The organism is Dactylosporangium sp. CA-233914 (assembly GCF_050942935.1).
Lineage (GTDB): Bacteria > Actinomycetota > Actinomycetes > Mycobacteriales > Micromonosporaceae > Dactylosporangium.
This window is the reverse complement of the sequence record NZ_CP192030.1, coordinates 12,382,530-12,395,742: the sequence shown is the minus strand read 5'-3', so window position 1 is coordinate 12,395,742 and position 13,213 is coordinate 12,382,530. Positions and strand designations below refer to the sequence as shown.

General features: G+C 70.8%; 12 protein-coding genes. 8 read left to right on the top strand and 4 right to left on the bottom strand.

Going from position 1 to position 13,213, the window contains the following annotated elements:
• Nucleotides 1–92: 92 nt before the first annotated feature.
• The 3 genes from ACQPY0_RS55400 to ACQPY0_RS55390 all read left to right on the top strand — a co-directional run bounded on the left by ACQPY0_RS55400 (nucleotide 93) and on the right by ACQPY0_RS55390 (nucleotide 3,973).
• Complete coding sequence (locus ACQPY0_RS55400; RefSeq protein WP_432980806.1) at nucleotides 93–1,568, top strand: glycoside hydrolase family 3 protein; 1,476 nt, start codon at nucleotides 93–95, stop codon at nucleotides 1,566–1,568.
• A gap of 88 nt (nucleotides 1,569–1,656) precedes the next feature.
• Nucleotides 1,657–2,382: an LppX_LprAFG lipoprotein gene (locus ACQPY0_RS55395; RefSeq protein WP_432980803.1), complete on the top strand. Its 726-nt coding sequence runs from the start codon at nucleotides 1,657–1,659 to the stop codon at nucleotides 2,380–2,382.
• Between the two features lie 10 nt (nucleotides 2,383–2,392).
• Nucleotides 2,393–3,973 (top strand): MFS transporter, encoded by a 1,581-nt coding sequence (locus tag ACQPY0_RS55390; protein ID WP_432980799.1) that lies wholly within the window; start codon nucleotides 2,393–2,395, stop codon nucleotides 3,971–3,973.
• A 273-nt stretch (nucleotides 3,974–4,246) separates the two neighbouring features.
• Here ACQPY0_RS55390 and ACQPY0_RS55385 read toward each other — a convergent pair whose 3' ends face one another.
• The 3 genes from ACQPY0_RS55385 to ACQPY0_RS55375 all read right to left on the bottom strand — a co-directional run bounded on the left by ACQPY0_RS55385 (nucleotide 4,247) and on the right by ACQPY0_RS55375 (nucleotide 6,842).
• A complete protein-coding gene (locus ACQPY0_RS55385) occupies nucleotides 4,247–4,633 on the bottom strand; it encodes a DUF6401 family natural product biosynthesis protein (protein ID WP_432980796.1) in 387 nt (128 codons plus the stop codon).
• Nucleotides 4,634–4,867: 234 nt separating this feature from the next.
• Complete coding sequence (locus tag ACQPY0_RS55380; protein ID WP_432980793.1) at nucleotides 4,868–5,116, bottom strand: hypothetical protein; 249 nt, start codon at nucleotides 5,114–5,116, stop codon at nucleotides 4,868–4,870.
• Between the two features lie 1,525 nt (nucleotides 5,117–6,641).
• Entirely contained in the window at nucleotides 6,642–6,842 is a 201-nt protein-coding gene (locus tag ACQPY0_RS55375; RefSeq protein WP_432980790.1) for a PspC domain-containing protein, read from the bottom strand.
• 230 nt (nucleotides 6,843–7,072) lie between these two features.
• Between ACQPY0_RS55375 and ACQPY0_RS55370 the strand changes: the two genes are divergently transcribed.
• From ACQPY0_RS55370 to ACQPY0_RS55360, 3 genes are all read left to right on the top strand, one after another.
• Nucleotides 7,073–7,747, top strand: a complete 675-nt coding sequence (locus ACQPY0_RS55370; protein WP_432980787.1) for a CAP domain-containing protein — start codon at nucleotides 7,073–7,075, stop codon at nucleotides 7,745–7,747.
• 79 nt (nucleotides 7,748–7,826) lie between these two features.
• The gene (locus tag ACQPY0_RS55365) at nucleotides 7,827–8,321 is read left to right on the top strand and encodes a hypothetical protein (protein ID WP_432980785.1); all 495 of its coding nucleotides are present in this window, start codon (nucleotides 7,827–7,829) and stop codon (nucleotides 8,319–8,321) included.
• Nucleotides 8,322–8,389: 68 nt separating this feature from the next.
• Nucleotides 8,390–9,589: an esterase-like activity of phytase family protein gene (locus ACQPY0_RS55360; protein ID WP_432980783.1), complete on the top strand. Its 1,200-nt coding sequence runs from the start codon at nucleotides 8,390–8,392 to the stop codon at nucleotides 9,587–9,589.
• Nucleotides 9,590–9,626: 37 nt separating this feature from the next.
• On the opposite strand, the gene ACQPY0_RS55355 is transcribed toward ACQPY0_RS55360, so the two are convergent.
• Entirely contained in the window at nucleotides 9,627–9,947 is a 321-nt protein-coding gene (locus ACQPY0_RS55355; RefSeq protein ID WP_432980781.1) for a DUF6401 family natural product biosynthesis protein, read from the bottom strand.
• A 126-nt stretch (nucleotides 9,948–10,073) separates the two neighbouring features.
• Here ACQPY0_RS55355 and ACQPY0_RS55350 point away from each other — a divergent pair, with 126 nt between their 5' ends.
• Nucleotides 10,074–10,544, top strand: coding sequence for a DUF6328 family protein (locus ACQPY0_RS55350; RefSeq protein WP_432980779.1), 471 nt, complete (start codon nucleotides 10,074–10,076; stop codon nucleotides 10,542–10,544).
• 81 nt (nucleotides 10,545–10,625) lie between these two features.
• A complete protein-coding gene (locus tag ACQPY0_RS55345; RefSeq protein WP_432980777.1) occupies nucleotides 10,626–13,172 on the top strand; it encodes a glycoside hydrolase family 9 protein in 2,547 nt (848 codons plus the stop codon).
• Nucleotides 13,173–13,213: the final 41 nt, after the last annotated feature.

Genomic DNA, 13,213 nt, shown 5'->3' with positions numbered 1-13,213 from the left:
GTGGTAAGAGCCTGTTAACTACTGGAAGGTTTCTTGACTATTACTGAGATGTGATGTGACCATCATCGCCAGGCGCGAAGGGTGGTTCACGCATGGATGCAGGCACGGGGGTCGAACTGGGCGGCATGGCGGATGCCGTGCTGCAGCCCGGGTTCATCGGCAAGGAGCCCCCGCCGTGGCTTCGCCGCCGCCTCGCCGAGGGGCTGGGCGGCGTCGCGCTCTTCGCCCGCAACGTCGTCGACCGGGACCAGGTCGCCGAGCTGACCGCGGCCCTGCGCGCGGAGAAGCCCGACGTCATCGTCGCCATCGACGAGGAGGCCGGGGACGTCACCCGCATCGACGCGCACACCGGCAGCCCCTGGCCGGGCAACCTGGCCCTCGGCGCGATCGACGACCCGGCCCTGACCCGCGAGGTCGCCGGGCACATCGGCCGAGATCTCGCCGCGTCCGGCATCACGTTCGACTACGCGCCCGACGCCGACGTCAACAACGACCCGAACAACCCGGTCATCGGTTCGCGCGCGTTCGGCGCGGAGCCGGAGCGGGTCGCCCGGCACACGGCGGCCTGGATCGCGGGGCTGCAGGAGGCCGGCGTCGCGGCGTGCGCCAAGCACTTCCCGGGGCACGGGAACACCAGCGTCGACTCGCATCTGGACGTACCAGTGATCAAGGCCGGCCGCGCCGAGCTGGACGCCGTCGAGCTCCTGCCGTTCCGCGCCGCGATCGCCGCCGGCGTCCAGGCGGTCATGAGCGCGCACCTGCGCGTGCCGGCCCTCGACCCGGAGATGCCGGCCACCCTCAGCCGGAAGATCATGACCGACCTGCTCCGCGGCGACCTCGGCTTCGAGGGCCTTATCGTCACCGACGGCATCGAGATGCGCGCCATCTCCGGCCGCTACGGCCTGGCCCATGCCACCGTCCTGGCCCTCGCGGCCGGCGCGGACGCCATCTGCGTCGGCGGCGACCACGCGGACGAGGCGACCGCGGTCATGCTCCGCGACGCGATCGTCGCCGCGGTCCGCTCCGGCGAGCTGCCCGAGGAGCGCCTCGCCGACGCCGCCGCGCGCGTCGCCCGCCTGGCCGCCTGGTCCGTCGCCGCCCCGAAGTCCGCCCCCGACCCGCGCGCGGCCGAGATCGGCCTCTCGGCGGCCCGCCGCGCGCTGCGCATCAGCGCGCCGGACGCGACCTTCCCGATCTCCGGGCCCGCGTACGTCATCGAGCTGCAGCCCGAGCTGAACTTCGCGATCGCGCCTGAGACGCCGTGGGGGCTCCTGGCGCCGCTCGCGGAGCTCATCCCCGCGACCACGGGGGTGCGGCTCTCGTCGGCGGAGGGGCTGCCGGACGCGCTGCGGGCGTCGCTCGGGCGGCCGCTGGTGCTGGTCGTGCGGGACCCGCACCGTTACGCGTGGATGGCGAACGCCTTGGGTGCCGTTTTATCAGTACGTCCCGATGCCGTCGTCGTCGAGATGGGCGTCCCGGCCGCGCCGCGGGGCGACGTGCACATCGCGACCTTCGGTGCCACGGCCGCGGCCGGCCGTGCGGTGGCCGAACTGCTCGCCGGGCGCTGATGCTGCAGCGGGTGAGCGCGCCGCTACCCTGAGACCGCGCTCAGCGTCGGAGCCCATGGCGTTTCCCCGGTCGGTCTAGCATGCCGGTATGTCCCGCACCCAGTCCCGTTCCGTTCTCCTCGTCGCCGCCCTCACAGCGGCGCTCGTCGCTCTTGTTGGCTGCTCCGGCAAGTCCGACGACCAGAAGAGCTCGGCGCCGACGGCCGAGGCCAACCTCCCGGCCGCCGACGGGCTGCTGAAGGACTCCTCGACGGCGATGAGCGGCATCAAGACCGCCAAGTTCCTCATCACCGCCGACGGCACGATCGCCGGCCTGGCCCTCAAGCGCGCCGAAGGCGTGCTCACCAAGGAGGGCAACGCCCAGGGCACGGCCCAGGTCGAGCAGGGCACGACGGTCGACCTGGCCTTCACGATCGTCGGCCAGACCATGTGGCTCAAGGGCCCGACCGGCGACTACCAGCAACTCCCGCTCTCGCTGGCGGCCACGGTCTACGACCCGTCGGCCATCCTCGATCCGGAGCGGGGCATCGCCAAGGTCCTGTCCACGGCGACGGAGGGCAAGACGGAGGCGTCGGAGTCGGTGGGCGGGAAGGACACGTATCGGGCATCGGCCAAGTTCCCGGGGGAGAACCTGTCGAAGATCGTGCCGGGCGTGACCGGAACGATCCCGGGCCGGCTGTGGATCGCCAAGGACAGCAAGCGCCTGCTGAAGGCGACGTTCGACCTTCCGGCCTCGGGCGAGGCCAAGGGCGGGACCGTGACCGTCACCTTCACCGAGTTCGACGCCGCCGTCACGATCAACCCGCCGAAGTAGAGCCGGCCCGATGCCGCACAGCGACCCGCACCTCGCCGTCGTGCCCGGCCCCGCTCATCCGGACACGTCCGACATCTGTGAATCTCCGGATCGCGCGTCCGGCGTCCGGCGGCGGCTGGCCATCGGGGTCGGCGGGGCGACCGTGCTCCTCGCGGCGCTCGACGCGTATGTCGTCGTCGGGGTGCTGACCGACATCCTCGATGCGCTGCACATCGCCGCCAACCGGCTCGAGCGCGTGACGCCCGTCGTGACCGGGTTCCTGCTCGGATACATCGCCGGGATGCCGCTGCTCGGGTCGCTGTCGGACCGGCTCGGGCGGCGGGCCGTGATCATCGGGTGTCTGGTCGGGTTCGCGGGCGGGTCGGTGCTCACCGCGGCCTCGGGGGACTCCATCTGGTTGCTCACCGGCGGGCGGACCCTGCAGGGGCTCGCCGGTGGGGCGCTGCTGCCGGTGACGCTGGCGCTGGCGGGGGACCTGTGGGCGCAGCGGCGCCGGGCCGGGGTGCTCGGGGCCGTCGGGGCGGCGCAGGAGCTGGGCAGTGTGCTCGGGCCGCTTTACGGGGTCGGGGTGGCCGCGCTGCTCGGGTCGTGGCGGGGGATCTTCTGGCTCAACCTTCCGCTCGCCGCCGTCGCCATCGTCCTGGTCTGGGTGGCGTTGCCGGGGCAGGCACAGGGCGTACGAGCGAAGGTTGATGTCGTCGGGGGACTGCTGCTGGCCGTGACGCTCGGGGCGGCCGTTGTCGCTCTTTACAACCCGGACCCCGAGCGCGGTGTGCTGCCGCCCTGGGGCGGGTGGGGGCTGGGCGGGGCCGCCGTCGGGGCCGTGTTGTTCGTGCTGTGGGAGCTGCGGGCGCGGACGCGGCTCGTCGATCTGCGGGGGGCGGCCCGGGGGCCGTTCTTCGCCGCGCTCGGGGCCAGCTTCTGCGCCGGGGCGGCGCTCATGGTGACGCTCGTCGACGTGGAGCTGGTGGCGCAGACGCTGCTCGGGCGGTCCGGGGTGCAGGGGACGCTGGTGCTGACCCGGTTCCTCGTCGCGCTGCCGGTCGGTGCCGTCCTGGGCGGGTGGCTGGTCGGGCGACTGGGGGAGCGCCTCGTCGCGGTGGCGGGGCTGGTGGTCGCGGCCGGCGGGTATGTGCTCGTCGCCGGATGGCCGGCCGACGTCCTGTCGCGCCACTACCTCGGTTTTCTGCCCAGGCTCGACACCGACCTGGTCGTCGCCGGGTTCGGGCTGGGCCTCGTGATCGGGCCGCTGTCGGCCGCGGTCCTGCGCGCGACACCGGCGGCCCAGCACGGCGTCGCGTCGTCGGCGGTGGTCGTGGCGCGGATGATGGGCATGCTGATCGGCGTGGCGGCGTTGACGGCCTGGGGCCTGCACCGCTTCCACGAGCTGACGGCGCACCTGAATTTCCCACTGGTGTTCGGCAAGCCGGCCGACGAGCAACGCCGCCTGATGGACGCCTACAAGGCGGCGTTGCAGGAGGCGCTACGCACCGAATACCGCGAGATCTTCCTCGCCACGGCCGCCATCTGCGTGCTGGGCGCCGCGTGCGCGCTCCTGCTACAGGGCCGCGCGACCCGTCCAAGGCCCTGACCGCCCGCGACCTCACCCCGCCGCGGAGCGCACCGCGCTGATGGACGTCGGCGCGGGTCACGGCCGCCGTCGGTGGTGCGGCATGTTGGTGGGTGTCGGCGCGGGTCACGGCCGCTGTGCGGTCACGGCCGCCGTCGGTGGTTGCCGTGCTGATGGGTGTCGGCGTGGTCACGGCCGCGGTCGGTGGTGCGGCGTGTTGATGGGTGTCGGCGCGGTCACGGCCGCCATTGGGGGGGTGCGGTGCACCGACTCATGAAATAGGCCTAAACGGGCCTAAACGAAGCCGCCGGCGCGGGCGAGGGCACAGATGGCGATCAGGCGCAGAGCCGGCCACTCCAGGTTCGACCAGTCGATCTCGGTGGTCGGCGGGAGCTGCCACTGGGCCTCGATCAGGGCATCGCGAACCCCGGTCGCGTAGCCGGCCAGCGGGACCGCGCCCGGGCCGTGCTGCGGGTCGCCCAGGGCGTCGCGAATGGCGGCGGCGTGCTGGTCGATGACCGCCTGCAGGCCCGCGGCCTCACGAGCCGCCGCGAGGCCGGGCTCGCCGAGCCAGGTCATCAGGCCGTTGAGCGTCGATCGCGCGACGCTGCGGCGAGTGGCTTCCGAAAAGTCACCGAAGGCGCCAGTACCGGCTGCGCTGTAGCTCGTGTCGTTGGACATGCCACCGACTTCGGCCGCCCCCAGGCCCGGCATGACCCGTGAACCCACCCCGCACCCGCCACGACCCACCCCGCTCCCCAAGCCGCCCGCGGTCGCTGTCGCCGAGTCCGACGGGCACTGCATCCAGCGGCGCCCCTCCGCGCAGGAGCGCCCCACGGGAGCCTGTCGCCACCGTTGTCTCCAAGATCGAGTTGTCGGCCCCGTGGTGCCGGCTGGGCCGCCTGTTTTCCCTGGTCAGCGGTTTTTGTCGTACCCCTGTTCTAGGTTCTTGTCATGGCTGAGGTGTTGACCGGGATAGCCGCCGATTCGGAGTGGCGTTGTCGGTTGGATGCGATGTTGGCTGAGCAGCGTCGTCGTGTGGCTCGTCGTCGTGCGGTGCGTGCCGAGTTCGCTGAGGCTCGCCGTCGTGGTTTGGAGGCGCGTCATGCCGAGCGGCTGGCCCGTCTGGACGCCGAGGCCCGGACCGCCGAGATCAGCGCTCATTGGGCCGAACAGGACGCCCGAGCGGCCCGCCGCCGTTCTTTGGCGGCCCAGCTCAGCCCGGGCCATCCGTCGCCTCAGCCCAGCCCGGACTGTCCGCCAGCTCAGTTCGACTCCGGCGGTCCGCCAGCTCAGTTCGACTCCGGCGGGCTGCGGGCTCAGTTCGACTCCGGCGGTCCGGCGACCCAGTCCGACTCTGGCGGTTCGGCGGCTCAGCCCGACTCCCGCGATCCGGCCGCCCAGCCCAGTCCCCGCCGTCCGGTGACTCAGCCCTATTCCCGCCGACCGGCCACCCAGCCCAACCCCCGCTTCGATCCGTCCGCGGCCGCCCTGCCCGGGCCATCTCGCCCGCACGACCTTGCTCCCCCACCGTCGCAGCCGTCGCCGCCGCCGACATCTCGTGCGCAGTCATTGAGGCCACCGTCGCCGCCGACGTCTCGTCCGCCATCACCAGAGCCTTCGCCCGAGCGTTCGCCAAGGCCTTCGCCGTCACCGCGCTCCCAGCCGCTCGAGTTGCCGCGCCTGCGGCTGGTTGGGTTGTTGTGCTCTCAGTTGGTCGAGTTGCCGCGCCTGCGGCCGGTTGGGTTGCTGCGTTCCCGGCCTGTCCGGTCGTCGTGCTGTCGATCCGTAGCGTCGCCACCGCCGCACCGGCGTAGCCGTTGTGGCGGAGACGCTGCGTCACCGCCGGAACAACGGCCGAGCGGTTCCAGCGATGCCACGCCTCCGCCCGCCGCCTCTGCCCCCGCCACCCGTCGGGCCGCCGCCGCACCGGCGCATTCCTCGCTACCGCTGAGTCCCCCTCCGGCCAGGCGGCAGCCGTCATGTGCTTCTCCTGGGCCGCGTCGACCTCGTCATCCGCGTCCTGAGTCTCGCCGGCCGTGGCCTTGGATCACCGGACGGCCTGAAAGCAGTTGGACGTGTGGCACGACATCACCAGGGCCGACGACGCTGGGTTTGTCGTTCCCCGTGTTTGGCGCCTTGGGCGGTAGGGGTCGGGTGGGAGCGCGGTCGCCGCCGGCGTGACCGTGGTGTCGTTACTGGGCGGGGTCGAGGCTCTGCTGTTGCCCTGGTTGTCGAGCCGGTCGCCGGGCGTCACCGGCCGATGTGAGTCCAGACCATGCTGCGCGGCGTGAACTGGCGCCACGCGGGCGCGTGGGCAAGCGCATGCGCGCGGGCAGGCGTTTGTGGGGCCTGGTCGTCGAGCTTGGGTGTTCCGTGCTCGCGCTTCCAGCATCGCTGCTGGAACTGATCTGGCTGGGGTTCGCCGCGCTGAGGACCAGTTGTCGCGTGTTCACCCGGCCCGTCCCCTTGGTTGTCGCCGCCGTCGTGTCACAGGGCTGGGTCGGGTTCGAGCACCTGGTTAAGGCGTCGGTTACGGGCGGGTGGCCAGCGGGTGCTTGGACGCGACGATCCGCCGCCGGTAAGTCACGGTGTATGAAGCCGTCGCCGGGTCTCGAAAAGGCGGTGCGAGTGGCCCGGGCCGCACCCCGGGCCACTCCGTTCCGGCGGGCGAGTTCGGGGATGGTGCTCAGCCGTAGCTGCGGGCCTTGTGCTCGTCGGGCACCAGGACCCACAGGACCAGGTAGACCACGAACTGCGGGCCTGGGAGCAGGCATGAGAGGACGAAGATCAGGCGCATCACGTTGGGGGAGATGCCGAAGCGGCGCGCGAGGCCCGCGCAGACGCCGGCGATCCAGCGGTTGTCGCGGGGTCTGACCAGACTGGACATTTCCGTGAGCTCCTTCGTCGAGGTGTACCTCAACGGTAGAAATGCCCGGCGGGCCTGCCCTCCAACCTTTGACGGAAATCGGGGGCAGCGACCACTAGGGAACTCTCCGCACGGGTAGCCGGCCGGTTGCCGACCGTTGCGGGTCGGTTGACCTGCTCAGTGTCGGTGTGACGGGCCCGATACCAAGGGCGTCCGACCTCACGTGTCCCCGAACGGAAGGCCTCGCCACCGTGACCCGGTTCGCCCGCCGCGCCACCATTATCGCCGCCGCCATCGTCGCGGCGCCCCTGGGCTTCGCGCTCGTCACGACCACCGGACCACAGGCCCTCGCGGCCGCGGCGCCCGTCACGGCCAGTGTCGCGCACGTGGCCGAGGCGGTTGGCGCGAACGCCGCGGACGACGTGGCCGCGAAGTCGTCGTACAACGCGAAGAAGAAAAAGAAGAAAAAGCCGGCCGCCAAGAAGACGCCGACGAAGCCCCCGACGACCCCGGCCACCACGCCGGTGGACACGAGCAAGTACGCGGCGATCGAGAACGAGGTCGTCACGCTGACGAACAACTACCGGCTGGCCAACGGCTGCGGCGCGCTGCGTGTCGACAGCCGGCTCGTCGCCGCGGCCCGCGCGCACAGCACCGACATGGTCACCAGGAACTACTTCGACCATACCGGCTCGGACGGCAGCAGCTTCGTGCAGCGCGAGGCCGCCGCCGGCTACACCACCGGCGCCTCAGCCGAGAATATCGCGTGGGGTTACCGTGCCGCGCAGGACGTCGTCAACGGCTGGATCAACAGCCCGGGCCACCGTGCCAACATCCTCAACTGCACAAGCGTCGCCGTGGGCGTGGGCCTGGCGTACAAGACGGACGGCACCCCGTACTGGACGCAGGACTTCGGCCGGGTCTGACCGGGGGCAGTGACATACGGCATGGAAACGGGGGTCACCCACCGTGTAGAAAGCACGAGTGATCCTCACCCTTCGTAGAGTGTTGCTGCTGGCGGGTGCTGCCCTGGCGCTCGCCGGCTGCGGCGACGGCACGGCGGCCGCCCCCGAGACGAAGTCCAACGCGTCCGCCTACGACAGCGTCGACGTGTGTGCGCTCGCCACCGACGAGCAGTACAAGGCCGCCCTCGGCCAGGATGCCGGCGCCAAGGAGCGCCGGGACACCGACAGCCTCAAGGCGTGCGCGGTGGACGGAGCCGCCGGGGACTTCTACATCTTCCTCAGCGTGATGCGGCCGTCGATGGCCGCCGCGGACCAGGTCAACTTCGACAAGGCCGCGGTGCAGGGCGCCAAGGGCGTGGATGCGAAGACGTTCTCGTTCTTCGATGAGGGGCAGGCGTACGTCGAGACGTCCGACGGCGACCTCGTGCTGCGGGCGTCGTTCGTGTACTACGTCGACAGCGGCAAGATCACCGATGGCCAGGGCGTCGTCGGGCGCCTACACACGCTGCTCGGGCAGATGACACAGAAAGTCTAGGAGCGGTTTAATTACATTTCTACCGTAGGCGTAGTACCGGTTCCTGCGCCTGCTTAGCGTGCGGGCGCATGAGGAATCTTCGACGTGTTGGTCTGGGTGTGGGTGTCGGCGCGCTGGCGCTCACGCTCGCGGCGCCGAGCGCCAGCGCCCACAACGACGGCGGCCGCGGCTTCGGCCAGGCCACGCTCACCGGCTGGGCGTCGCTGCCGGCGGCGACCTTCGTCTCGGCGAGCGACCCGTCGGGCGCACTGCTCGGCGGCACCCCGTCCAACGGCATCACCCCGCCCTTCGACGACCAGCCCGTCCAGGGCTTCAGCGGCATCGTGAAGAACGGCGACGGCACGTTCGACGTCATCTCCGACAACGGCTACGGCAACAAGGCCAACAGCGGCGACTTCGTGCTGCGCATCCACCACGTGGCCCCGGACTACGGCAAGAAGACCGTCGACGTGCTCGGCGGCATCAACCTGACCGACCCGAACAACTTCGTGCCCTTCCCGCTCACCCGCAAGGACCGGGTGCTCACCGGCGCCGACTTCGACATCGAGTCGATCCAGCGGGTCAAGGACGGCTCGTACTGGATCGGCGACGAGTTCGGACCCTACCTGCTGCACTTCGACCGGGCCGGCCGCCTGCTGCAGGCGCCGATCCCGCTGCCCGGTGTGCGCGCGCCGGAGAACCCCGAGGGTAACCCGAACCTGAACAGCAGCAAGGGCTTCGAGGGCATGGCGCAGTCGCCCGACGGCCGCACGCTCTACCCGCTGCTGGAAGGCACCGTGGCCGGCGACCCGGCCGGCGCCCTGCGGCTCAACGAGTTCGACCTGGTGAAGCAGAAGTACACCGGGAAGATCTTCACCTACCAGCTCGAGGACCCGGCCTACGCGATCGGTGACGCCATCGCCGTCGACGACAATCGGTTCCTGGTCATCGAGCGCGACAACGGCCAGGGTGCCACGGCCAAGTTCAAGCGGATCTACCTGGCCGACAAGCGCGACCGCAACCACGACGGCAAGATGGACAAGACGCTGGTCGCGGACCTGATGAACATCGCCGACCCGCGCCACCTGGGCGGCCCGTCGAACGTCTTCACCTTCCCGTTCCAGACCATCGAGGACGTCGTGATCCTCGACGACCGGACCCTGGGCGTGGTGAACGACAACAACTTCCCGTTCTCCAGCGGCCGCACCCCGGGCCAGCCGGACAACGACGAGTTCATCACCATCCGCCTGACCGACAACCTGCACGCGGACAAGCGCTTCCTGAAGTAAGCCCGGCCGCGGTGTGCAGCCTCTTCGAAGATGAAACTTACGGAACGAGGCTGCACACCGCGAGCAGGCGCAGCATCGCCCACGACGGGCGCGACCAGTCCTCGAGCGGGTCGCCGGCGTCGCGGGCCGCGTCCCGGATCGCCGCGGAGTAGCCGGCCAGCGCGACCGGGTCCAGCAGCGCCCCGCCGAGCGAGTCGCGGATCGCGGCGGCGTGCTGGTCGACCCGTGCGAGCAGGTCGGGGCGCGTGGCGACCGCGGCCCGGCCGGGGCGGCCGATGGTGGCGGCGAGCTCGGCGAGGCCGGTGCGGGCGATCCAGGCCCGGCGTCCGGCGGTCAGCTCATCGAAGGGCGCACTCACGTCGCGACCATAAGCCCAGCGTGCTGGCTTGCACACCCCCGACATGCGCCTCGGCGCCGGGCAACGGCGCAGGACGAGCCGAACCGTCAGGTTCCCCCGGTTCGTCCGGTGGGTATTTAGAACCGCATGGCCGATCGCGAGAGTCCCCGGGATAGGCGTGGGGAGACGCCCGACGAGCGGTTCGACCGAAATTGGACCGAACTGCTGCAGGAACTGCGCGTCGCCCAGACCGGCGTGCAGATCCTGTTCGCGTTCCTGCTGACGCTGCCGTTCAACCAACGATTCGCCACGGTGACCCCGGCACAGAAGGCCACCTATATCGTCACGATCGTGTGCACCGCGCTGTCGGCCCTGTGTCTGATCGCGCCGGTGAGCCACCATCGCATTCTCTTCCGGCGCGGTCGCAAACGGGAACTGGTAGCGATCAGCAGCAATCTGGCGGGCGTCGGATTATGGTTTCTGTGGCTGTCGATCGTCGGCGCGGTATTCCTCATCTTTCAGGTGGTCGTAGGGATGTCCTGGGCCCTCGCGGTCGGGATCGCGCTCGCTGCAGCTTTCATCGGGATCTGGTACATCCTGCCCACCGTGAGGCGCTGAAGCGCTTCCGGTCTTGACAGCCACTGTGCTCTACGCCACAGTGGGAGCGCTCCCAATCACCTTCCGCCAAAAGGGGTGTCTGTGCAGCGCAAATTACCCATCGCCATTGCGGCGGCGTTGCTGATCGTTCCGCTGGGTGCGTCCGTGGCCTACGCCGACCCCGCGGAACAGATCATCAACGGTACCTTCGACAGCGGCACGGATCCGTGGTGGTGGACCGGCAACTCGCCGGCCTCCGTCGTCGACGGCCGCCTATGCGCGAACATTCCCGCGGGCACCGCCAATCCGTGGGACGCCATCATCGGGCAGAACCAGATCACGCTGCAGGCCGGCGAGTCGTACCGGCTCGCGTTCTCGGCCAGCGCCTCCGTGCCGGTGACGGTACGCGCCAACGTGCAGCTCGCCGACCCGCCGTACACCCAGGAGATCTCCGAGACCCCGCAGCTCACGCCCGCGGCCAAGGACTTCGGCTACACCTTCACCGCGGCCGCCGACACCACCGGCGGACAGGTCGCCTTCCAGGTCGGTGGCAGCGCGTCGGCCTACACGTTCTGCGTCGACAACGTCTCGCTGCAAGGAGGGGCGCCGCCACCCGTGTACGTGCCGGACACCGGCCCGCGGGTGCGGGTCAACCAGGTCGGATACCTCGCCGACGGCCCGAAGCGGGCAACCGTGGTCACCGAGGCCACCACCGCGCTGCCGTGGCAGCTGCGCAACGCCGCCGGCACGGTCGTGGCCGGCGGAAGCACCACCCCGCGCGGGGTCGACGCCACGAGCGGGCAGAACGTGCAGGCGGTGGACTTCTCGGGGTACCGGACCCAGGGCAAGGGCTTCACGCTGACCGCCGACGGCGAGACCAGCGTGCCGTTCGACATCGGGGCGAGCACCGCCTACGAGCAGCTGCGCGCCGACGCGCTGTCGTGGTTCTACGTCCAGCGCAGCGGCATCGAGATCTCCGACGCGATCGCGCCCGGATACGGCCGCAAGGCCGGGCACCTCGGCGTCGCGCCGAACCAGGGCGACACCAGCGTGCCGTGCCAGGCCGGCGGGTGCGACTACCGGCTCGACGTGCGCGGCGGCTGGTACGACGCCGGCGACCACGGCAAGTACGTCGTCAACGGTGGCATCGCCGCGTATCAGCTCATGAGCACCTTCGAGCGCACCAAGGTCGCCGCGAACGCCCGCCCGCAGTCGATCGCCGACGGCACCCTGCGCCTGCCCGAGCACGGCAACGCCACGCCCGACGTGCTCGACGAGGCCCGCTGGGAGCTCGAGTTCATGCTGCGCATGCAGGTCCCGGCGGGGCAGCCGCTGGCCGGCCTGGTGCACCACAAGGTCCACGACCAGAACTGGACCGGCCTGCCGCTCGACCCGGCGGCCGACCCGCAGCCGCGCGAGCTGCACCCGCCGTCGACGGCGGCGACGCTCAACCTCGCGGCCACCGCGGCCCAGGGTGCGCGGCTGTTCGCCCCGTACGACAAGGCGTTCGCGGCGAAGCTGCTCGCAGCGGCGAAGACCGCGTACGCCGCGGCGCTGGCCCACCCGGCGGTGTACGCCCCGGGCAGCGACAGCAACGGCGGCGGCGCGTACGACGACGCCGACGTGAGCGACGAGTTCTACTGGGCGGCCGCGGAGCTGTACATCAGTACCGGCGAGAAGGCATACCGGGACGCGGTCACCACCTCGAAGTGGCACACTGCGGACATCTTCAAGCCGGAGGGCTTCAGCTGGGGCTTCACCGCCGCTCTGGGCCGGCTGGACCTGGCGAGCGTCCCCAACGGACTGCCGGACCGCGACCGGGTGCGCCAGTCCGTCGTCGACGGCGCGAAGGCGTACCTCGCCACGATCAACGCCAACCCGTATGGCATCTCGTACGCGCCGGGCACCGGCAAGTACGAGTGGGGCTCGAACAGCGCGGTGCTGAACAACCTCGTGGTCATCGCGACCGCCTACGACCTCACCGGATCCGCGGACTTGCGCAACGGCGTCGCCACCGGCATGGACTACCTGCTCGGCCGCAACGCGCTGAACCAGTCCTACGTCACCGGCTACGGCGAGCGCTCGTCGCGCAACCAGCACACGCGCATTTTCGCGCACCAGCTCAACGCGGCGCTGCCGAACCCGCCCAAGGGATCGCTCGCCGGTGGGCCGAACTCCTACCTGCAGGACCCGCTCGCGCAGAAGCTCCTGCCGGGCTGCGCCCCGCAGTTCTGCTACGTGGACGACATCAACTCGTACTCCACCAACGAGATCGCCATCAACTGGAACTCGGCGCTGTCCTGGGTGGCCTCGTTCGTGGCCGACCAGGGCGAGGGCGGCGCGCCGAAGGCGTCGGCGTGCTCGGTGCGGTACGACACCGTGCTGAACCTCGGCGGCGTGTTCATCGCGACGGCGACGGTGAAGAACACCGGCCGGCAGACCGTGGACAACTGGAAGCTGCGCTTCGCCTACACCGGTACGCAGAGAATCGAGCTGGCGGTGAACGGCACGGCGGTGCAGACGGCGGCGAACGTGCAGGTCACGCCGCGGGACTCGCGCCTGCGGCCGGGGGAGCAGACCACGGTCGTGCTCGTCGGGACCGTGCCCTGGGGCCCCAATGCCGCGCCGGCCACCTTCCAGTGCGGTTAGATTAGGAGCATCGAGGGGCGGGCCGGGTCAGGGCCCGCCCC

Bases quoted from the DNA above. Each gene is read 5' to 3' on its own strand.
- ACQPY0_RS55380 (WP_432980793.1), bottom strand. From the start codon at position 5,116: ATGAGCGCTGATCTCGGCGGTCCGGGCCTCGGCGTCCAGACGGGCCAG.
- ACQPY0_RS55350 (WP_432980779.1), top strand. From the start codon at position 10,074: ATGGCCGATCGCGAGAGTCCCCGGGATAGGCGTGGGGAGACGCCCGAC.
- ACQPY0_RS55400 (WP_432980806.1), top strand. From the start codon at position 93: ATGGATGCAGGCACGGGGGTCGAACTGGGCGGCATGGCGGATGCCGTG.
- ACQPY0_RS55375 (WP_432980790.1), bottom strand. From the start codon at position 6,842: ATGTCCAGTCTGGTCAGACCCCGCGACAACCGCTGGATCGCCGGCGTC.
- ACQPY0_RS55385 (WP_432980796.1), bottom strand. From the start codon at position 4,633: ATGTCCAACGACACGAGCTACAGCGCAGCCGGTACTGGCGCCTTCGGT.
- ACQPY0_RS55390 (WP_432980799.1), top strand. From the start codon at position 2,393: ATGCCGCACAGCGACCCGCACCTCGCCGTCGTGCCCGGCCCCGCTCAT.
- ACQPY0_RS55395 (WP_432980803.1), top strand. From the start codon at position 1,657: ATGTCCCGCACCCAGTCCCGTTCCGTTCTCCTCGTCGCCGCCCTCACA.
- ACQPY0_RS55360 (WP_432980783.1), top strand. From the start codon at position 8,390: ATGAGGAATCTTCGACGTGTTGGTCTGGGTGTGGGTGTCGGCGCGCTG.